Source organism: Spartobacteria bacterium UBA695, from assembly GCA_002298145.1.
In the GTDB taxonomy this organism is placed as follows: domain Bacteria; phylum Verrucomicrobiota; class Verrucomicrobiia; order Chthoniobacterales; family Chthoniobacteraceae; genus UBA695.
Window position 1 is genome coordinate 116368 of the sequence record DBMP01000010.1, and the last position, 19402, is coordinate 135769.

Here is a 19402-nt window from a genome sequence, read left to right on the forward strand (position 1 = left end):
GTTCATGCTACAGGCATGCCGGTACCGTACAGGTCACCACGGTACCGCCTCGTTTGCCGCGTTCGACCTTGAGCCACCCGCCCGACTCCGTGGCGCGGTAATCCATCATGCGCAGGCCGATTCCGGCATTCTTGCCCGAGGGTTCCTCGAATCCGGTGCCGTTGTCGGAGACCGTCAGCACGATCCGCTCCTCTCGACGGCGAAGCCTAATGCGGATCTTCCCCGCTCCGCCGCCCCGGATGGCGTTGTTGACCGCTTCCTTGGCGATGCCATAGAGGTGCGTGGCGGTAATTTCGTCTGCAACGGCCGCGTCTTCGCCACAGCGGAAGATGCACGAGATGGAAAACAGCGAGGAGATCCGGTAGGCAAGCCGAGCCAGCGCGGCGGCCAGGCCCCCTTCCTCGGTGGTTACGGCTCCCAGGCTTTCGGAAAGCTGCCGGGTCTCGGCTACCGCGGTCGTCAGGAGGGTGCAGATCCGGGCGACGTCCTGGGCAATGGGGTCGTTCCGGGCGGCCATCTTATTATAGAGGACCTTGCAAACCAGCGAGGTCCCGGCCAGGTGCTGGCAAATCCCGTCCTTAAGCTCCTCCAGCAAATGGCGCTGTTCGTGTTCGCTGATCTGGATGAGCTCCTCTTTAAGCCGCTGGCGGTCGGTCACATCCTGGAGCACACCGGTCATACCCTCTGCTCCCCCGCCCTCCTTTCGCACCGGCCAGCCTTCGTTGCGCACCCACCGGATGCTACCGTCGGGAAGGAGAATCCGGTACTCATGGCTCTCCAGCCGCCCCGCCCGGATATTTTTATAAAATTCCCAGACCCTCTGGCGGTCGGCCTTGTGGACGATGGAAAACCACTTTCTCGGCGTCAAACAGATCTCCTCCGGCGCAACCCCCAGTAGGTTTTTGCACGACGGGGCGATGTAGACAATCCGCATACGGGAGCCGATCTCGGCCAGCCAGAACGTCTCGGAGGTGCTTTCGCTCATCGACTGGAAGAGCCGCTCGTTCTCGCGCAGAATGGCCGTGGCAACTCGCAATGGGTCTTGCACTCCCGAGTCTACCGGTATCCGCGGCGCAGACAAAAACGTGCCCCCCACAGGCCGAAGCCGGGCCAGGGCCGACGAAAATGCCTCCAGATACCCCTCCCACTCCCCAGGCCCGATGGACGGATCGCCGCTATGCGCCTGGAAAAAACCGGCGGCCGAACGAATCAGGCTCTGGACATCCAGGCTCCCATGGACCCGTTGGAAGAAATCCCCCAAAAGAGCCCCGCCGTGTTCTGAGACATTTTCGCGCGGTGCGACCGTCATTGCATCCCTTTCATTAGAAACATGAACTTCTTCCATGCGAAAACACCGTATAGCTTATTGCAGCTAAACGTACTGTAAAGGAATATTAAATAACCATAAAACAAACGTTTTGGTTCATTTGAAGCGGAATTCCACGTAGATGACCCGTGACAATTTGGCCACCTTTTCTAGAATCCGCTGGTTATGTTTAACGTTGTTCTCGTCGAACCCGAAATCCCGCCCAACACCGGCAACATCGCCCGTCTTTGCCTGGCCACGGACTCCACCCTGCACCTGGTGCGTCCGCTCGGTTTTTTGATCGACGACAAGACCCTCAAACGGGCCGGGCTGGACTACTGGAAGGAAACGCGCGTGGTCCTCTGGGATTCCTTTCCCCAGCTCCAGGCCGCCCACCCCGAAGGGCGCTTCTGGTACCTCACAACCAAGGTCGAACGCCCGTATTACGAAGAGCGCCTCCAGCCGGGCGATTTTCTGGTCTTCGGCCGCGAAACCAAGGGCCTCCCCGAGCCCATCCTCCAGGCTAATCCCGAGCGCTGCCTGACCATCCCGATGACGAGCAAAACCCGCAGCCTCAACCTCGCCACCTCCGTCGGCATCGTACTTTTCGAGGGCATGCGGCAGGTGAAAACGAGTTAGAAAGCCCGTCCCGCCCCAAACCTCGCTTGGGCAGGCTATCCCGCCGTAGCGCGCAACGAATCCCGCGTCATGCTGGCGATTTGCTGGACCACCAACCCCGCCGCCGCGAGCCCGAACGCCCCCGTCACAAACGCCGCCGCGCCATAGCCGCTTGCGCAATCCATCCGGAGATTATCCCCCGGTTCCGGCGTGCAGCAGACCGTCCCATCGCGCTGCGGGAACATCTGCGGCTCCGGCGAATAAACCGCCGGGACCCCCCAGTCGAGCCCCCCGCCCTTGCTCCAGCCGTACTCCCGGCGCAGCTCCCGCCGGACCTGTTTTAAAAGCGCATCGCCCCCCGTGCTCCCGAGATCCGCCGTGCGCACCTGCGTCCCATCGCGCCGCCCGCCCGCACCCCCCACCGTCACCACCCCGATCCCCCGCTCCCGCGCCTTGGAAATTAAGAGCGCCTTCACCGACATCCGGTCCACCGCATCCACCACCCAGTCGAACGGCACCTCCGGCGAAAGCAGCCGCTCCGCCGAACTCTCCAGGAAAAACTCCGGCACCGCATGCACCACACACCCCGGGTAAATCAGCCCCACCCGCTCCGCCAGCACCGAAACCTTCGGGCACCCCACCGTCCCCTCCAGCGCCGGAAGCTGCCGGTTCGTATTCGTCACACACACATCATCCATATCAATCAGCGTCAGCCGACCAATCCCCGAGCGCGCCAGCGCCTCCACCGTCCAGGAGCCCACGCCCCCCACACCCACCACCGCTACGTGCGCGCCCGCGAGCCGGGCCAGCGCCTCGCGTCCAAACAAACGGCCCAGGCCGCCAAAACGATCAAAATCAGGATTCATTGGGAGGGAACGCTTTACCTCAAACGGCAGAAAAATCAACCGGGGATTCACCTAAAGCCCCCTTCTTCCCCAACACCCGCCAGACCGGGCAAAATTGCGATCCAGTATCATTTTATGTCTAAAATTATCAAAGATGATGCTTGTGATTTTTTTCACATGCCCTAACTTCATCCGGAATTGATGAGTCTTCCCGAACGCCCCAAGCCTTCTACGGCACCACAGAGTCCCTCTTTCGAAGTAACAAGAAACGGGGGGCCCTGGCCAATAAATGCGCAGCGGGGTGCCGTATTTTCCTACTATTTTTACTTCTAATAGAAGCTCCACAATGCCTTCCATGAAACCGGTTAAAATCACCAATACCGTCCTTCGCGACGGCCATCAGTCGCTGGCCGCGACGAGAATGAGCACCGAGCAGATGCTCCCGATTGTCTCCTTGCTGGACAAAATCGGGTTCTATTCGCTCGAAACCTGGGGGGGAGCCACCATCGACTCCTGCCTGCGTTTCCTGGGCGAAAATCCGTTCGACCGCCTCGACACCCTCAAGAAACTCGCCCCGAACACCCCTCACCAGATGTTGCTGCGCGGGCAGAACATCGTGCAGTACACCAGCTTCCCCGACGACGTCGTCGAAGCCTTCGTGGCGTGTTCGGCCAAGCATGGCATGAACATTTTCCGTATCTTTGACGCCCTCAACGATACGCGCAACCTCGTCACCTGTATCAACGCCGTGCACAAAGCAGGACAGCACGCCCAGGGGACCATCTGCTACACCATCTCCCCCGTTCACACCCTCGAAGCGTTCGTGAACCTCGGCATTGAACTGGAGAAACTCGGCTGCGACTCCATCTGCATCAAGGACATGGCGGGCCTCATCTCCCCCTCCACCACCGGCGCACTCGTCAAGGCCCTCAAAGAGAAGGTCAAAATCCCGATCGTCATCCACACCCACAGCACCGTCGGCTACGGCCCGGCCGCCTACTACGCAGCCATCGAAAACGGCATCGACGCCGTCGATTGCTCCATGGTCCCCTTCGCCAACGGCACCGGCCAGCCCGACCTGCTCCTCACGCTCGCGATGCTCGACAACAGCGACCGCAAGCCCGACTACGATCTCAGCGACTTCCCGAAGATCCGCGAACACCTCGAAACGGTCTACAAAGAACTGAGCGCCTTCACCAGCCCCAAGAACGAAAAGACCGACGCCGACATCCTCCAATACCAGGTCCCCGGCGGCATGCTCTCCAACTTCCGCAACCAGCTCAAAGAGCAAAACATGAGCGATCGTCTCGACGACGTCCTCAAAGAAATTCCCTACGTCCGCCAGTGCCTCGGCTGGATCCCGCTCGTCACCCCGACCAGCCAAATCGTCGGCACCCAGGCCATGCTCAACGTCAAGTTCGGCCGCTGGAAGATGTTCTCTCAGCCCGCCATGGACATCGCGCTGAACAAATACGGCCGTCCTCCCGGGCCCGTGGACCCCGAAGTCCTCAAGCTCGCCATCGAGAAGACCGGCCAGCAGCCCGTTAATTGCCGTCCGGCCGACCTCTTGGAGCCCCGCATGCCCAAGCTCAAAGCCGAACTGCGCGAAAAAGGCTTCGACGACAGCGACGAAAACGCCGTCCTTTGGGCCATGTTCCCGAACGAACTCACCAAGGTTCTCAAGGGAGAAAAACCGGCTCCCGTAGCCAAGCCGACCGCCGCCAGCGACGCCGCCAAAGCCGCCGTGGGCCGCAAGTACGTCCTCAACATCGACGGAGCCCGTCACGAAGTCGTCGTAGAAGAAGCCAAGTAAACCATGAGCCAAACCCAACCTCTTACCCTCGACGAGTTCCCGATCCCCTCCTACGAGGATTGGAAACAAGCGGCCATCGAAGCCCTCAAAGGCGCGCCGTTTGAAAAGAAACTCTTCACCAAAACGCCCGAAGGCATCACCATCGAGCCGCTCTACACCAAGGCCAACCTCGCCAAGGTTCCCTTCCTCGGCTCCCTTCCCGGCGAAGCCCCCTACGTTCGCGGCACCAAAGCCAGCAACAACTGGGAAATCTATAGTGAAGGCTGCAGCAGCGCCAAGGGCATCGACCCGATCTACCGCCTCGTTCGCGGCCACCTCGTCAAACCCTTCGAAGAAACACTGAAAGAGATCGCCACCGCCGACGTCGTTCGCGTCAGCGCCGCCCTCTATCACAACGCCGGTGGCAACGCCGTGCAGGAACTGGCCTTCGCACTCGCCACGGGCGTCGAATACCTCCGCCAGGGCGAAAAACTGGGCGTCGACATCGACAAAATGGCCCAGAAGCTCATCTTCAGCTTCGCCATGGGTTCCGACTTCTTCATGGCCATCGCCAAGCTGCGCGCTGCCCGCCTCCTCTGGACCAAAATCGTCGCCGCCTGCGGTGGCAACGAAGCGTCCCAGAAGATGAAGATCTACGCCACCACCTCCCGTTGGAACCAGAGCAAGCTCGACCCCTACGTCAACATGCTCCGCGACACCACGGAAGCCCTCTCCGCCGTCTGCGGTGGCGCCGACATCATCAACGTCAACCCGTTCGACTACGTCGTTCGCGAACCCGATGATTTCTCCAAGCGCATCGCCCGCAACATCCAGCTCATCCTCAAGGAAGAGTGCCACTTCGACCACGTCGTCGATCCCGCCGGTGGTTCCTACTACGTAGAGACCCTCACCGCGCAGATTGCCGATGCTGCCTACGCCATCTTCCAGCAGATCGAGAAAGAAGGCGGCATGATCGCCGCCCTCAAAGCAGGCATCCCGCAAAAACAGGTCAAAGCCGTCGCCGCCGACAAAGCCAAGCAGGTCGCCCAGCGCCGCCTGCAAATCGTCGGCGTCAACGTCACCGCCAACGCCACCGAGAAACCGCTCGAAGGCAAGGCCCCCAAGGCCTGCGGCGAAGGGGAAACCCACATCCCGTCCGGCATCGAAACTCTCGAACCCGTTCGCGGATCCGAGCCGTTCGAAAACCTGCGTGCCGCCGTCAGCGCGTCCTCCAAGAAGAACGTCTTCCTGGCCAACATGGGACCGCTGCGTCAGCACAAAGCCCGCGCCGACTTCTCCACCGGCTTCTTCCAAGCTGGCGGATACGCCGTGCTCGAAAACCGCGGCTTCAAGACCGTCGAAGAAGCCGCCGAGGCCGCCAAAGCCTCCGGTGCCTCCGTCGCCATCATCTGCTCCACCGACGACACCTACCCGGAAATCGTCCCCGCCTTGGCTCCCAAGCTCAAGGAACTGGGCCTCACGGTCATCCTCGCAGGCGCTCCCGCCGACGACGCCCTCAAAGCCACCTTCACCGGGGCCGGCGTCGATGAATTCATTCACATCCGCGCAAACTGCTTCCAGGTCTTGAGCGGCATCGCAACCAAACTGGGCATCCTCTAACCTGGAAACTTCGAAATGAGCAAAATACCTGACTTTAGCACGCTCAACCTGACCTCGACCACCGTCGCTCCCGCGAGCCACGCCGACATCGAGCAATCCGTCTGGCGCACCGTGGAACAGATCGACGTCAAGAGCGTCTACACCGACAAAGACCTTGTCGGCAACAACCTCACGGACTACGTCGCGGGCATCGCCCCCAACCTCCGTGGACCGTACGCCACCATGTACGTCGCCCGGCCTTGGACCGTCCGTCAATACGCCGGTTTCTCCACCGCCAAAGAGTCCAACGCCTTCTACCGCCGCAACCTCGCCGCGGGCCAGAAAGGCCTCTCCGTCGCATTCGACCTTGCCACCCACCGTGGCTACGACTCGGATCATCCCCGCGTCGTAGGCGACGTCGGCAAAGCCGGTGTGGCCGTCGATAGCATCCTCGATATGAAGGTGCTCTTCGACCGCATCCCACTCGACAAAATCTCCGTCTCGATGACCATGAACGGCGCGGTCCTTCCCGTACTCGCCTTCTACATCGTCGCCGCCGAAGAGCAAGGCGTGAAGCAGGAGTTCCTGACCGGCACCATTCAGAACGACATTCTGAAAGAGTACATGGTCCGCAACACCTACATCTACCCGCCGGAGCCCTCCATGCGGATCATCGCCGACATCTTCGAGTTCACCTCGAAGAACATGCCGAAGTTCAACTCCATCTCCATCTCCGGCTACCACATGCAGGAAGCCGGTGCCACGAGCGACCTCGAAATCGCCTACACCCTGGCCGACGGTCTGGAGTACATCCGCACCGGCATCAAAGCGGGCATCAACATCGACGCCTTCGCTCCTCGCCTCTCCTTCTTCTGGGCCCAGGGCAAAAACATGTTCATGGAAATCGCCAAAATGCGCGCCGCACGCGTCATCTGGGCGAAAATCGTGAGCCAGTTCAACCCGAAGAACGCGAAGTCCCTCGCGCTGCGCACCCACTCGCAGACCTCCGGCTGGTCCCTCACCGAGCAGGACCCCTTCAACAACGTCGCCCGCACCTGCGTCGAAGCCCTGGCCGCCGCGTTTGGCCACACCCAATCGCTGCACACCAACTCGCTTGACGAAGCCATCGCGCTGCCGACCGACTTCTCGGCCCGTATCGCTCGTAACACCCAGCTCTACCTCCAAGGCGAAACCGGCATCTGCCGCACCGTCGATCCGTGGGGCGGCTCCTACTACGTAGAGGCCCTCACCAAGGACATCCTGGAAAAAGCCTGGGCGCACATCCAGGAAGTCGAAGCCCTCGGCGGCATGACCAAAGCCATCAACGAAGGCCTCCCCAAGATGCGCATCGAAGAAGCCGCGGCCCGCCGCCAGGCTCAGATCGACAGCGGTCGCGAGACCATCGTCGGCGTCAACAAATACCGCCTCGACCACGAAGAAGCCCTCGACACCCTCGAAGTCGACAACAGCGTCGTGCGCGAAGAGCAGCTCGCCCAGTTGGCCAAGCTCAAAGCCGAGCGCAACCAGGCCGACGTCGACCACGCTCTTGACGACCTCACCCAGGCCGCCGCCGACGGCACCGGCAACTTGCTGGACCTCGCCGTCAAGGCCGCCCGCGTCCGTGCCACCCTCGGCGAAATCTCCTTCGCCCTCGAGAAAGTCTACGGCCGTCACCGCGCCGTCATCCGCTCCATCTCGGGCGTCTACGGCAGCGAATATGGCGATTCTATGGATGTAACCCGCGTGCGCAAACTCACCGACGACTTTGCCGAAAAAGAAGGCCGTCGTCCCCGTATCATGATCGCGAAGATGGGCCAGGACGGACACGACCGTGGCGCCAAAGTCGTCGCCACCGCCTACGCCGACCTCGGCTTCGACGTCGACATCGGACCGCTCTTCCAGACCCCCGAGGAGACCGCCAAGCAGGCCGTCGAAAACGACGTGCATGTCGTGGGCGTCAGCTCGCTCGCCGCCGGTCATAAGACCCTCGTTCCGCAGTTGATCGCCGAACTCAAGAAACTCGGCCGCGAGGACATCCTCGTCGTCGTCGGCGGCGTCATCCCTGCACAGGACTACGACTTCCTCTACGAAGCGGGAGCCGTCGCCATCTTCGGCCCCGGCACCGTCATCCCGACAGCCGCCGAGAAGATCCTCGTGGAACTGGTCAAGCGCAGCGCCTAGCCGATCCCGCATGTTCGCAGCCACGCCTTCAGCCAATCCGCCCCTGGCCAATAACAGCGAGCCCGATCCCGAGATCGTCGCCCGTGCCCGGGACATTGTCGAAGGCGTGCGCAGCGGCAGCCGCACCCACCTGGGGCGCGCCATCACCTTGATCGAGAGCAACGCGGCCAAGCACGCGCCTCTCGCCGAGGAAGTCATCCGGCAAGCGCTTCCCCATGCAGGCCGCTCCATTCGCGTCGGCATCACCGGCGTCCCCGGAGCGGGGAAAAGCACCTTCATCGAATCCTTCGGCACCATGCTTTGCCAGGATGGCAAGCGGGTCGCCGTGCTGGCAGTCGACCCCAGCAGCACCGTTTCCCGCGGGTCCGTCCTTGGGGATAAGACCCGCATGGAAATGCTCTGCCGCGAGGAAAACTGCTTCATTCGTCCCTCGCCTTCCAGTGGAACCCTGGGAGGCGTCACCCGCAAGAGCCGCGAGAGCATCATCCTGTGCGAAACCGCCGGATACGATGTCATCCTCGTCGAGACCGTCGGCGTCGGCCAGAGCGAGACCACCGTCCGCTCCATGGTCGACTTCTTCCTGGTCCTCTTCATCGCGGGAGCAGGCGACGAATTGCAAGGCATCAAAAAAGGCATCGTAGAGCTCGCCGACGCCCTGCTCATCACCAAAGCCGACGGCAGCAACATCCCGCGAACCGAAGCCGCCCGCGTCGAATTCATGCGCGTACTTCACTACCTCACCTCCCCGACCCCGGGTTGGAGACCTGAAGTGATGACCTGTTCGAGCCTTGAAAACAAAGGCATTCGCGAAGTGTGGGAAGTCATCGAACGCTTCCACCAAGCCACTCGGGAAAACGGATTCTTCACCGACAACCGCAAACAGCAAACCCTCGACTGGATCGAGGACATGCTCAGCCAGCAACTCTGGCACGACTTCACCCACAACCCCGGCACCGTCGAAGCGTGGCCCATCGTCAAGCGGGCCGTCCTCGCCGGGAAACTCTCAGCAACCACCGCAGTCAAACAACTCTTTAACGCTTATCAATCATGAGTATTAACAAAATCGACCACCTCGGAATCGCCGTAAAATCTCTCGACGAAACGATCAAGTATTACGAAGAAGCCCTCGGTCTGAAGTGCGAACACGTGGAGGAAGTAGCCTCCCAGAAAGTTCGCACCGCCTTCTTCAACGTCGGCGGCACCCACGTGGAACTGCTCGAACCGACCAGCCCGGAGAGCCCCATCGCCAAATTCCTCGAAAAGAACCCCAACGGCGGCATCCACCACGTCGCCTTCGGCACCGATGACCTCGTGGGCCAGCTCGCCACCGCCAAGAACGCGGGCGTGCGCCTCATCAACGAAACCCCCGTTGCCGGCGCTCACGGCAAACAGGTCGCCTTCCTCCACCCCAAGAACACCTTCGGCGTGCTCACCGAGTTCTGCACCGAATAACAGCAACCAACTGACAACCATGGCCATCGACAAGAAACTCATTGATGAGCTGAGGAAACGGCGCAAAAAAGCGCTCAACCTCGGCGGCAAAGACAAAATCGAGAAGCGCCACGCCAAGGGTCTCATGACCGCGCGTGATCGCCTGGACAACCTCTACACCAAGGGAACCTTCCAGGAATTCGGCTTGCACGCCCAACACCGCGCCACCCTCTTCGGCATGCTGGGCAAAGACCTTCCCGCCGACGGTGTCGTCACCGGCGTCGGCGAAGTGGACGGCCGCCCCGTGGCCGCCTTTAGCCAGGACTTCACCACCGCGGGCGGATCGCTCGGCAACATGCACGCCGAAAAGATCGTCAACGCGATCGACTACGCCATCACCCATGGCATTCCCGTCCTCTCCTTCAACGATTCGGGTGGGGCGCGCATTCAGGAGGGCATCAACTCCCTCTCCGGCTACGGCAAAGTGTTCTACAAGAACGTCGAAGCCTCCGGCGTCGTGCCGCAAGTCACCGTCATCGCCGGCCCGTGCGCTGGCGGCGCGGCCTACTCCCCGGCCCTCACCGACTTCCAGATCATGATCAACAAGCAGGCGAACATGTTCATCTGCGGACCGGAAGTCATCAAAGCGGCCACCGGTGAAGTCGTGACCATGGACGAAGTCGGCAGCGCGGCGGCCAACGCCAGCGTCTCCGGCAACATCCACTTCGTCGCCAACGACGACGCCCACGCGATCGCCTTGGCCAAGAAGCTCCTCAGCTACCTGCCTTCCAACAACCTCCAGGACCCGCCCCATCACTACGGCGAACCCCTGGACGCCAGCCTCGACCCCGGCATGGACGAACTCGTTCCCGCCGACGGCAAGCTGCCCCTCAACGTCCACGACGTCATCAAGCGTCTCGTTGACGGCGGCGACTTCTTCGAAGTCCAGATGGACTTCGCCAAGAACATCGTCATCGGCTTCGCCCGCATCCAGGGCATCGTCGTCGGCATCGTCGGCAACCAGCCCGCCTACAAAGCCGGCACCCTCGACATCGACGCTTCCGACAAGGCCGCGCGGTTCATCCGCTTCTGCAACATCTTCAACATCCCGCTTGTCACCCTCGTGGACACCGGCGGGTTCCTGCCCGGCAAACAGCAGGAACGCGGCGGCATCATCCGCCACGGTGCGAAGCTGCTCTTCGCCTACGCTTCGACCACCGTGCCGAAGATCACCGTCATCATGCGCAAATCCTACGGCGGCGCCTACATCGCCATGTGCTCCAAAGAGCTCGGCGCCGACGCCGTCTTCGCCTGGCCCACGGCTGAAATCGCCGTCATGGGAGCCGAGGGCGCCACGGGCATCCTCTACAAGGACGAGATCAAGAACGCGGCCGACCCGAAGGCCCGCCGCGCCGAACTGATCGCCGAATACCGCGACCAGTTCGCCTCGCCCTACCAGGCCGCCGGCATGGGCAGCGTTACCGACGTCATCGAGCCCTCCGAGACCCGCGCCGTCGTCGCGCGCGCTCTCCGGAACACGCTCACCAAGCGCGAGGTGCGCCCGCCGAAGAAACACGGCAACATCCCGCTCTAAAGAATTGCTGGAATTCGCGGTCCGTCTCCGTCATCCTTACCCGCTGGCGGAGACGGGCCCCTTCCCGCTTTTTTAACAAAGGCAATTATTTATGAGTCAAGCGTCACCAACCACCCTTTCCGCGGATCAGACCGCGCTCTTGGCCGTCATCACGGCAGCCGTGCACGCCGCGATTGAAGCCCCGGCGAAAATCCTTTCCGTACGGGAAGTCAACCAACCTTCACCCGAGCTCGCGCGCATGGCGTGGGCCCTTGAAGGCCGCCGGTCCATTTTCTCTTCACACAAACTTCGCTAAAAATTTTCAATGAAACGCTTACGCATCACCGTAGAAGGTAAAACCTACGAAGTCACCGTCGAACTGCCTAACGAAGCCAGCGCGGCTCCCGTGGCCTCGGCCGGCGTCTCCGCTCCCGTCTCCGCATCCCCCGTCGCCGCTTCCGCCTCGCTTTCCGCAGCCGGTCCCGGCGTAGTGGTCAGCCCGCTCGGCGGCAACGTCGTCGGCATCGGCGTCAAAGTCGGCCAGGAAGTGAAGGAAGGCGAGCAGCTCGCCGTCCTCGAAGCGATGAAGATGAACACCTACATCAACGCTCCGAAGGCGGGCAAAATCGCCGAGATCCTCGTCACCGTCGGCACCGCCGTGCAAGAAGGTCAGCCCCTCATTCGTATCGAATAATCAATTTTTTCGGGAAAAATTCTGGAAACATCCCGCACATATAGTTCACTAATAGAACCGGTAGATCGCTTCGCACCAAAGACTTGCGATTCCAACTAGGTTCCATGATTTCGGCACGGCTGGTCTATCCCACCGTGCCGCTTTTTTTATTTTATGTCCAATCCACTGCCAAGACTCACAGCCGCCGAAGCGGCTTCACTCATTAACGACGGCGACACCATCGCTTGTAGCGGATTCACCCCCGCAGGTGCCCCCAAAGTCGTCCCCGCCGCTCTCGCCGAGCGCGCCAAAGCGCTCCACGCCGAAGGTAAACCGTTCAAAGTCGGCATCATCACCGGCGCGTCCACTGGAAAATCCCTCGACGGCGCCCTGGCCAATGCCGAGGCCATCTCCTTCCGCACGCCCTACCAGTCCAACTCGGACCTGCGCAAAAGCATCAACGCAGGCAAGACCCGGTACTTTGACATGCACCTTTCCGTCGTCGCGCAGAACCTGCGCTACGGCTTCCTCGGGAAAGTGAACTGGGCCATCATTGAAGCCGCCGACATCACCCCCGAAGGCGAAATCGTCGTCACCTCCGGCGTCGGCATCGTCCCGACCGCCGCCAAGCTCGCCGACAAAATCATCATCGAGCTCAACAGCAACCACCCGAAGGCCCTTCGCGGCTTCCACGACATCTACGAGCCCCTCGACCCGCCCCACCGCCGCGAGATCCCCGTCTACAAACCCTCCGACCGCATCGGCAGCGAAGTCGTCAAGGTTGACCCGAGCAAGATCGTCGGCGTCGTCGAAAGCAACGTCCCCGACGAAACCGGTGGGTTCGATGAACCGTCTGAAATCACCAAGCAGATCGGCCAGAACGTCGCCGACTTCCTCGGAGCCGAACTCAGAGCGGGCCGCATTCCCCCGGAATTCCTCCCGATCCAATCGGGCGTGGGCAACATCGCCAACGCCGTTCTGGGCGCCTTGGGCGTACATCCCGACATCCCGGCCTTTGAGATGTATACCGAAGTCATCCAGGACGCCGTCATCGGCTTGATCCGCAAAGGCAAAGTCAAGTTCGCCAGCGGCTCGTCGCTGACCCTGAGCAACGACGTCTTGAACAGCATCTACCAAGACATCGAGTTCTTCCGCTCCCGCATCCTCCTGCGCCCGCAGGAAATCTCCAACAACCCGGAAGTGGTTCGCCGTTTGGGCCTGATTACCATCAACACCGCCATTGAGGCCGACATCTTCGGCAACATCAACAGCACCCACATCATGGGCAAGCAGCTCATGAACGGCATCGGCGGATCGGGCGACTTCACCCGCAACGCCTACCTCTCGATCTTCACCTGCCCGTCAGTGGCCAAGGGCGGCGCGATTAGCGCCATCGTTCCCTTCGTCAGCCACCAGGACCACAGCGAACACTCCGTCTCGGCGATCATCACCGAGCAGGGCGTCGCCGACCTCCGCGGCAAGTGCCCCGAGGAACGCGCCCACCTCATCATCGAGAAGTGCGCTCATCCCGAGTACAAAGAGCAGCTCCTGGCCTACATCAACCACTTCCCGGCCGCCCACACGCCGCAGGCGCTCAGCGCTGCCTTCGCCATGCACCAGCAGTTCCTGGCCACCAAGGACATGCGCGGCGTCGATTGGTCGAAGTTCATCAAGTAATATTCTCCGGTTTACCCAACCGAAAAATACCCCGGGCGCGGAATTCATTTTCCGCGCCCGTTTTTTTCGGGTTGAAACCGCGCCCCTCACCCGCGAAACTCCGCCCTTATGACCGATGAAAACATCCTCGTAGTGCGGCGTTCGCTTTTCGATACCCTGGGCGCCTTCCAAGGCCTCAACTTCGACGTGGCGCACTATCTCCCCGCCCTACTCGCCCGCGAAAACAATTTCTTCACCCCCCGCCCCGCCGCCGAGACCAACCCCGAGCTCAAGCAGATCATCCCCTACGCCCTCCTCGTCCACAACGGCCGAGTGCTCCACTACGTGCGCGGTAAAAAAGCCGGTGAGCAGCGCCTCGCCGCCAAGGGCTCCGTCGGCATCGGCGGCCACATGAACGACGGCGACGAACACCTCTTTGCCCTCGACATGGACGCCTACCTCGCCGGGGTCCAGCGCGAAGTGGCCGAGGAACTCAACGTCCAGACCCAGTTCACCAACCACATCGTGGCCCTCCTCAACGACGACGCCAACGCCGTCGGTCAGGTCCACCTCGGCGTGGTCCACATCTTCCTGCTCGAAACCGACGCCGTCACCAAGCGCGAGCAAATGATCACCCAGCTCGACTTCCTTACGCCCGAGGAACTTCGCGCCCGGCGGGAGAACCTCGAAAGCTGGTCGCAGATCTGCGTCGACAACCTCGACCGGCTGCTGGAAAACCTTTAAACGCATTTTTGATAAAAACTGAAAAACCCTTCAGTTTTTTCCCTGCGTTTTTGAGTTCCTGGTATATTTCTAAATGAAATGCAGGGGTTCCGGCACTCCCCGCGCATCCACCGATGCCGGTCCGATTTCATTAAGAGAGAGAGCCCCCGCAACCGAGCAATTTCATGGAATTTGGAAACAGAAGAAGTCCGGCATTCCGGCGTTGGCCAGGCGATCGCGTCTCGGTGGTCATGACGCTGATCGTGCTCAACATCGCCGTCTCGCTGACGCAGTGGATCGGCGAGTCGTTCGCACCCGGATGGATGACGAGCACCTTCGCGCTCAGCCGCGAAGGCATGGCGCAGGGCTACTACTGGCAGCTCGTCACCTACATGTTCCTCCACGGTGGGATCATCCACCTGGCCGTGAACTGCCTCGGGCTCTACTTCGTGGGGCCAGAGGTGGAGACCGTCTGCGGGCCGAGACACTTCCTGGGCATCTACTTCCTGGGCGGCATCTTTGGCGGTATCGTCCAGCTCTTTTTCGGCTCGCCCGTGCTCCTGATGGGGGCCTCGGCGGGCGTGTGCGCCGTGGTTTTGGCGTTCACCACTATGCTGCCCGAACTGGAGATTACGGCTCTGCTCCTTTTCATCATCCCAATCCGGATGAAAGCCAAATGGCTGGGCCGGATCGTCATCGGAAGCTCGGTTTTCTTTCTCGTCACAGGCACCGGCGGCAACGTCGGGCACCTGGCCCACCTCGGCGGCGCACTCTTCGGATGGGTCTACACCCGGCGGATGGGCTTTGGCGGCCCCTTTTGGTTCCAGCGGTTTTTGAGGGACCGTCGGCGGCTCAAACAGCAGCAGGAACAGATGGACCCGAATGAGTTCATCAGCCGCGAGATCGACCCGATCCTGGACAAAATCGCCCGCGAAGGCATCCACAGCCTCACCCGCTCCGAGCGGCACATCCTGGAGATGGGGCGCGAGAAAATCGCCAAAAAGGCCGGGCCGCCGCAGTATCATTAGAGCCGAGGAAAAGAGGGCCCTAAAAATTCCCCGAAATCCTTTTCATGCACGGGGAGGTGGTGCTTTAATGAACTTCACCATCACATGCACAATATCGGGATTATCGGCGGCAGCGGCCTGTATGAAATTGAAGGGTTAAGCGACGCCACCGAGCTTCGCGTCACCACCCCCTGGGGAGATCCCAGCGACACCATCGTGCGAGGGACCCTTTCCGGCAGGACGGTTTATTTCCTGCCCCGCCATGGGCGCGGCCATCGCATCCTGCCCACGGAAATCAACCACCGGGCGAACATCTACGCCCTGCGCTCCCTGGGCGTGCGCTGGATCATTTCAGTCTCCGCCGTCGGCAGCCTCCAGCCGCAGTACGAGCCGTGCCACGTGGTCCTTCCCGACCAGTTTTTCGACCGGACCAGCAACCGCTCGGCCCACACCTTTTTCGGCAACGGCATCGTAGCCCACATCGCCTTTTCAGACCCCACCAGCGCCCCGCTGCGCGAACTGCTCGCCGCCGCGGCCCGGGAAACCGGCGTCACCGTCCACAACGGCGGCACGTATGTCAATATGGACGGCCCGGCATTCTCTACCCGCGCGGAAAGTGAGGCCAACCGGCATCTCGGCTTCGATGTTGTGGGTATGACGAACCTCCCGGAAGCCAAGCTGGCCCGAGAAGCCGAAATCGCCTACGCCACGGCAGCCATGGTCACCGACTACGACTGCTGGCACCCCGTCGAGGCCGCCGTCACCGCCTCGAGCGTCATCGCACACCTTCACCAGAACGTCGCCACCGCCAAAGCCATCCTTTCCAAAGTGATCCCCCGGCTTCCAACGGAGCCCTCCTGGCCTGAACATTTTGCCCTGGACAACGCCCTCTCCACGGACAAATCGGTTTGGCCCCCCGAAACCGTTGACAAATTGGGCATCCTAATCCACCGACTTTTGTAACCACACCAACCGTCAATGATTCGTTCATTCCTGGCGCTCGCGGCCCTCGCGATCCCCGCCATTATTCCGACAGCCGCTCTGGCTCAGTATTCCGAAGCCACTCCCGCGCATCCCACGGAAGCAGCCCACCAGCGCCTTTCCTATAACCACATCAACGTCGATGGACCCTACATCGCCCTCACCTTCGACGATGGTCCTGGCAAAACGACCACGCCTCAACTGCTCGACATCCTGGCCAAGAAGGGCGTCAAAGTCACCTTTTTCCTCCTGGGCGAAAACGCCAAGGAGAACCCCGAAATCGTCAAGCGCGAGCTGGCCGAAGGGCACGAACTGGGCAACCACTCCTGGAACCACCCCGACCTCGCCAAGAAGCCCGACGACGTCGTGCGCTCTCAGATCCAGCAGACGCAGGACACCGTATTCCACATCACCGGCACCAAGCCCAAGGTGATGCGCCCGCCGTATGGTGCCATCACCCCTGCTCAGAAAAAGTGGATCCATGACGAGTTCGGCCTGAACGTCATCATCTGGGCTGTTGATCCGAATGACTGGAAAAAGCCCGGCGCCTCCGTCGTGGCCCAGCGGGTCATTTCAGAGACGAAACCCGGCGACATTATCCTGACCCACGACATCCACCAGGGCACCATCGACGCCGTTCCGGCAATCCTCGATGGCCTGCTGGCCAAAGGGTACAAATTCGTGACCGTCAGCCAGTTGATCGCCATGGAAAAGCCCGCGGCCTCGCCCAGCCCGAGCGCCTCTCCGTCCACCTCGGCCACTCCGACGCCCACGCCGAAGCCGACTCCGGTGGCCACGCCGACGCCCAAGAAGAAGGCGGCGAAGAAATAACGGCTTAAAGCTACAAAAAAAGCGGGAGAGTTCATCTCCCGCTTTTTTGTTGTCTAAAACTAGATGCAGCGTCAGACGCAGCGCACCGTCAAATGCAGAGCACCGTAAGGCGCTTCGGGCCGTGGGCCCCCAGCACCAGGATGCGCTCGATATCGCCCGTCCGGCTCGGGCCGGAAATAAACGAAATCATGCTCGGGTAGCCGCTTTCGGAATACCGCGAGGCCAGCAGCGCATAGGCTTCCGTCATGTCGGCCACGATCTGCTCGCGCCGCGCCACCACCACGTGGTGCGGCGGCAACACGGAAAGCGCGCGCCCTCCGGAGCTGCGACTCGTCACCAGCACGCTGCCGGTCTGGGCCACGAGCGCCTCGCAGGCCGTGATGCCCGCGCTGCACTTCTCCAGTGCGTCCACGTCGTAGCCGCACTCGGTGCGAACGACCGGGAGCCCGAGGGCCCCTGCGGCCGCCTCGGTCAGCTCCCCGGCGTGCGTTGCCACGCCCGTCCAGCCTTCAGTTTTGGCGATTTCCTGCAATTCCGCAACCAGCGCGGGGATGCCCCCCTGGATGAAGCGGAAATCGGCCGTCAGCTCCTTGGCGTTCTTGGCGTAAAGAGCCAGGCGTTCCTCGAAGCTGGGCCCCACGAGAGGCAGCCACTCGGTCGCGGCATGCTTGCCCGCGATACGCGGTTCGGAAGCTTGGTCGTGATGACCGGCAGGCTTTTCCGCAGGCACTTCGAGGGCCTTGCGGACACGGGTTAAAAGTTGTTCACGTTGGTCGTTCATTTTCTGTGGCTCCACCATTCTCTGAAGGTTTGCGGGGCGACCTTGGGCAGTTCGCGGGAAGCCGTCCAGGCCCGGGCCGGGTCAAGCGGCGTGTTCTTGATGAGCGGGTGGAAGATCTGGCCGATGCGGCCAAGCTTCTCGCCCAGCGAAAAGACCCACGCGTGGTTAAAGATGACCGCGCAGGCCTTGAAGGTCAGTCGCTCCCACCAGACGGCCTTTTCCGCGATGGCGTCGCGGCGGCTTTGCAATAAATGGTGGTGCAGGTCGATCTTCACCGGGCAGGCCTCCGTGCACGCGCCGCAGAGCGACGAGCAGAAGACCAGGTGCTTGAATTCCTGCAAATTGCGCAGGTGCGGCGTGATGACGGACCCGATCGGCCCCTGGTAAGTGGTGCCGTAGGTGTGGCCGCCGATGTTCTTGTAAATCGGGCAGACGTTGAGGCAGGCCCCGCAGCGCATGCACTGGAGGGCGTCGCGCTGCTCGGAGCTGGCGAGGAGATCCGTGCGGCGGTTGTCGAGGAGCACTACGTGGAATTCCTCCGGGCCGTCGGCTTCGCCGGGCTGCTTCGGGCCGCCGTACATGGTGTTGTAGCCGGTGAGCAACTGGCCGCAACCAGCCGTGCCAAGCATCGGCAGAAAGAGGGCCAGATCCGAAAGCTTGGGCAGCAGTTTTTCAATACCCATCAGCGCGATGTGCGTCTTGGGCAGCGCGCAGGTGAGGCGGGCGTTGCCTTCGTTTTCGGTGATCGAGATCATGCCCGTCTCGGCGATGGCGAAGTTCGCGCCGGAGATGCCGATGTCGGCCTTGATGTATTTCTCCCGCAGCACGCGGCGGGCGATCATCGTCAGCTCTTCCGGGCTGTTCGTGGGCGCGGAGCCGAGCTCCTTGGTGAAGGTCTGGCTGATTTCGCCGCGCGTGAGGTGCATCGCGGGGAAAACGAAATGGTACGGGGCTTCCTTGCGGAGCTGGCAGATGTATTCGCCCAAGTCGCTCTCGACGACCTCGTAACCGGCCTCCTCCAGGGCCTCGTTGATGTGGATTTCCTCGCCCGTCATGACCTTCGATTTGACGATGGCCTTGGCGTTTTTCTCTTTAACGATGCCGAGGATGATCTCCCGGGCCTGGGCAGCGTCGCTGGCCCAGTGGACCTTGCCGCCGCGCGCTTCGAGGTTCTTGGCGAACTCGGCCAGGTAAGTGTCGAGGTGGTTGACGGCGTCCCACTTGATGTCGGAGGCCAGGTAGCGGGCCTGCTGCCAGTTCTGGAAGCGGGCTTTCTTGTCGTCCCGGACGACCTCGTATTTCTTCAGCGCGCCCCGGATGACAGCCCGGTGGCGCAGATCCCGGGTAATGACGGCGGCTTCTTTCTTAAACTCTGCGGCGGCGGGTGTGGTGCTCATGGCGTGGA

18 protein-coding genes are annotated in these 19402 nt (G+C 61.6%); 14 read left to right on the forward strand and 4 right to left on the reverse strand.

Going from position 1 to position 19402, the window contains the following annotated elements; translation table 11 throughout:
• Window positions 1-7: 7 nt before the first annotated feature.
• Complete coding sequence (locus tag B2828_RS05460; RefSeq protein WP_479632687.1) at window positions 8-1309, reverse strand: PAS domain-containing sensor histidine kinase; 1302 nt, start codon at window positions 1307-1309, stop codon at window positions 8-10.
• A gap of 183 nt (window positions 1310-1492) precedes the next feature.
• Between B2828_RS05460 and B2828_RS05465 the strand changes: the two genes are divergently transcribed.
• The gene (locus tag B2828_RS05465) at window positions 1493-1945 is read left to right on the forward strand and encodes a tRNA (cytidine(34)-2'-O)-methyltransferase (RefSeq protein ID WP_479632688.1); all 453 of its coding nucleotides are present in this window, start codon (window positions 1493-1495) and stop codon (window positions 1943-1945) included.
• 35 nt (window positions 1946-1980) lie between these two features.
• Here the strand turns inward: B2828_RS05465 and B2828_RS05470 are convergent, their stop codons facing one another.
• The gene (locus B2828_RS05470) at window positions 1981-2790 is read right to left on the reverse strand and encodes a tRNA threonylcarbamoyladenosine dehydratase (RefSeq protein WP_479632689.1); all 810 of its coding nucleotides are present in this window, start codon (window positions 2788-2790) and stop codon (window positions 1981-1983) included.
• A 334-nt stretch (window positions 2791-3124) separates the two neighbouring features.
• On the opposite strand from B2828_RS05470, the gene B2828_RS05475 reads away from it, so the two are divergent.
• From B2828_RS05475 to B2828_RS05535, 13 genes are all read left to right on the forward strand, one after another.
• Window positions 3125-4582, forward strand: a complete 1458-nt coding sequence (locus B2828_RS05475) for a pyruvate carboxylase subunit B (protein ID WP_479632690.1) — start codon at window positions 3125-3127, stop codon at window positions 4580-4582.
• Window positions 4583-4585: 3 nt separating this feature from the next.
• Window positions 4586-6181 (forward strand): methylmalonyl-CoA mutase family protein, encoded by a 1596-nt coding sequence (locus B2828_RS05480; RefSeq protein ID WP_479632691.1) that lies wholly within the window; start codon window positions 4586-4588, stop codon window positions 6179-6181.
• Between the two features lie 15 nt (window positions 6182-6196).
• Window positions 6197-8341 carry a methylmalonyl-CoA mutase gene (gene scpA / locus B2828_RS05485; protein ID WP_479632692.1) on the forward strand — a complete coding sequence of 715 codons (2145 nt, stop codon included), beginning with the start codon at window positions 6197-6199 and terminating at the stop codon, window positions 8339-8341.
• Window positions 8342-8351: 10 nt separating this feature from the next.
• Window positions 8352-9392 (forward strand): methylmalonyl Co-A mutase-associated GTPase MeaB, encoded by a 1041-nt coding sequence (meaB, locus tag B2828_RS05490; RefSeq protein ID WP_479632693.1) that lies wholly within the window; start codon window positions 8352-8354, stop codon window positions 9390-9392.
• Window positions 9389-9793 carry a methylmalonyl-CoA epimerase gene (gene mce, locus B2828_RS05495; RefSeq protein WP_479632694.1) on the forward strand — a complete coding sequence of 135 codons (405 nt, stop codon included), beginning with the start codon at window positions 9389-9391 and terminating at the stop codon, window positions 9791-9793. Before meaB ends, mce begins: the two co-directional genes overlap by 4 nt.
• 19 nt (window positions 9794-9812) lie before the next feature.
• Window positions 9813-11366: an acyl-CoA carboxylase subunit beta gene (locus B2828_RS05500; protein ID WP_479632695.1), complete on the forward strand. Its 1554-nt coding sequence runs from the start codon at window positions 9813-9815 to the stop codon at window positions 11364-11366.
• 91 nt (window positions 11367-11457) lie between these two features.
• Window positions 11458-11661, forward strand: coding sequence for a hypothetical protein (locus B2828_RS05505; protein WP_479632696.1), 204 nt, complete (start codon window positions 11458-11460; stop codon window positions 11659-11661).
• Between the two features lie 9 nt (window positions 11662-11670).
• On the forward strand, window positions 11671-12039 hold the full coding sequence (locus tag B2828_RS05510) for a biotin/lipoyl-containing protein (RefSeq protein WP_479632697.1): 369 nt from the start codon (window positions 11671-11673) through the stop codon (window positions 12037-12039).
• A 153-nt stretch (window positions 12040-12192) separates the two neighbouring features.
• Window positions 12193-13695, forward strand: a complete 1503-nt coding sequence (locus tag B2828_RS05515; protein ID WP_479632698.1) for a butyryl-CoA:acetate CoA transferase — start codon at window positions 12193-12195, stop codon at window positions 13693-13695.
• A gap of 108 nt (window positions 13696-13803) precedes the next feature.
• Window positions 13804-14418: a hypothetical protein gene (locus B2828_RS05520; RefSeq protein WP_479632699.1), complete on the forward strand. Its 615-nt coding sequence runs from the start codon at window positions 13804-13806 to the stop codon at window positions 14416-14418.
• A gap of 230 nt (window positions 14419-14648) precedes the next feature.
• Window positions 14649-15425, forward strand: a complete 777-nt coding sequence (locus B2828_RS05525) for a rhomboid family intramembrane serine protease (protein ID WP_479632700.1) — start codon at window positions 14649-14651, stop codon at window positions 15423-15425.
• Window positions 15426-15509: 84 nt separating this feature from the next.
• On the forward strand, window positions 15510-16367 hold the full coding sequence (gene mtnP, locus B2828_RS05530; protein ID WP_479632701.1) for an S-methyl-5'-thioadenosine phosphorylase: 858 nt from the start codon (window positions 15510-15512) through the stop codon (window positions 16365-16367).
• Window positions 16368-16382: 15 nt separating this feature from the next.
• Entirely contained in the window at window positions 16383-17216 is an 834-nt protein-coding gene (locus B2828_RS05535; protein ID WP_479632702.1) for a polysaccharide deacetylase family protein, read from the forward strand.
• An 88-nt stretch (window positions 17217-17304) separates the two neighbouring features.
• Here the strand turns inward: B2828_RS05535 and B2828_RS05540 are convergent, their stop codons facing one another.
• Window positions 17305-17997, reverse strand: a complete 693-nt coding sequence (locus B2828_RS05540) for a LutC/YkgG family protein (protein ID WP_479632703.1) — start codon at window positions 17995-17997, stop codon at window positions 17305-17307.
• Window positions 17994-19394, reverse strand: a complete 1401-nt coding sequence (locus B2828_RS05545; protein WP_479632704.1) for a LutB/LldF family L-lactate oxidation iron-sulfur protein — start codon at window positions 19392-19394, stop codon at window positions 17994-17996. The genes B2828_RS05540 and B2828_RS05545 overlap by 4 nt, the downstream gene beginning before the upstream one ends.
• Window positions 19395-19402 lie beyond the last annotated feature (8 nt).

Coding starts and splice junctions, on each gene's coding strand:
- B2828_RS05515 (WP_479632698.1), top strand. CDS start 12,193: ATGTCCAATCCACTGCCAAGACTCACAGCCGCCGAAGCGGCTTCACTC.
- B2828_RS05540 (WP_479632703.1), bottom strand. CDS start 17,997: ATGAACGACCAACGTGAACAACTTTTAACCCGTGTCCGCAAGGCCCTC.
- B2828_RS05505 (WP_479632696.1), top strand. CDS start 11,458: ATGAGTCAAGCGTCACCAACCACCCTTTCCGCGGATCAGACCGCGCTC.
- mce (WP_479632694.1), top strand. CDS start 9,389: ATGAGTATTAACAAAATCGACCACCTCGGAATCGCCGTAAAATCTCTC.
- B2828_RS05465 (WP_479632688.1), top strand. CDS start 1,493: ATGTTTAACGTTGTTCTCGTCGAACCCGAAATCCCGCCCAACACCGGC.
- B2828_RS05545 (WP_479632704.1), bottom strand. CDS start 19,394: ATGAGCACCACACCCGCCGCCGCAGAGTTTAAGAAAGAAGCCGCCGTC.
- B2828_RS05525 (WP_479632700.1), top strand. CDS start 14,649: ATGACGCTGATCGTGCTCAACATCGCCGTCTCGCTGACGCAGTGGATC.
- scpA (WP_479632692.1), top strand. CDS start 6,197: ATGAGCAAAATACCTGACTTTAGCACGCTCAACCTGACCTCGACCACC.
- B2828_RS05460 (WP_479632687.1), bottom strand. CDS start 1,309: ATGACGGTCGCACCGCGCGAAAATGTCTCAGAACACGGCGGGGCTCTT.
- B2828_RS05480 (WP_479632691.1), top strand. CDS start 4,586: ATGAGCCAAACCCAACCTCTTACCCTCGACGAGTTCCCGATCCCCTCC.
- mtnP (WP_479632701.1), top strand. CDS start 15,510: ATGCACAATATCGGGATTATCGGCGGCAGCGGCCTGTATGAAATTGAA.
- B2828_RS05520 (WP_479632699.1), top strand. CDS start 13,804: ATGACCGATGAAAACATCCTCGTAGTGCGGCGTTCGCTTTTCGATACC.
- B2828_RS05500 (WP_479632695.1), top strand. CDS start 9,813: ATGGCCATCGACAAGAAACTCATTGATGAGCTGAGGAAACGGCGCAAA.
- B2828_RS05510 (WP_479632697.1), top strand. CDS start 11,671: ATGAAACGCTTACGCATCACCGTAGAAGGTAAAACCTACGAAGTCACC.
- meaB (WP_479632693.1), top strand. CDS start 8,352: ATGTTCGCAGCCACGCCTTCAGCCAATCCGCCCCTGGCCAATAACAGC.
- B2828_RS05475 (WP_479632690.1), top strand. CDS start 3,125: ATGAAACCGGTTAAAATCACCAATACCGTCCTTCGCGACGGCCATCAG.
- B2828_RS05535 (WP_479632702.1), top strand. CDS start 16,383: ATGATTCGTTCATTCCTGGCGCTCGCGGCCCTCGCGATCCCCGCCATT.
- B2828_RS05470 (WP_479632689.1), bottom strand. CDS start 2,790: ATGAATCCTGATTTTGATCGTTTTGGCGGCCTGGGCCGTTTGTTTGGA.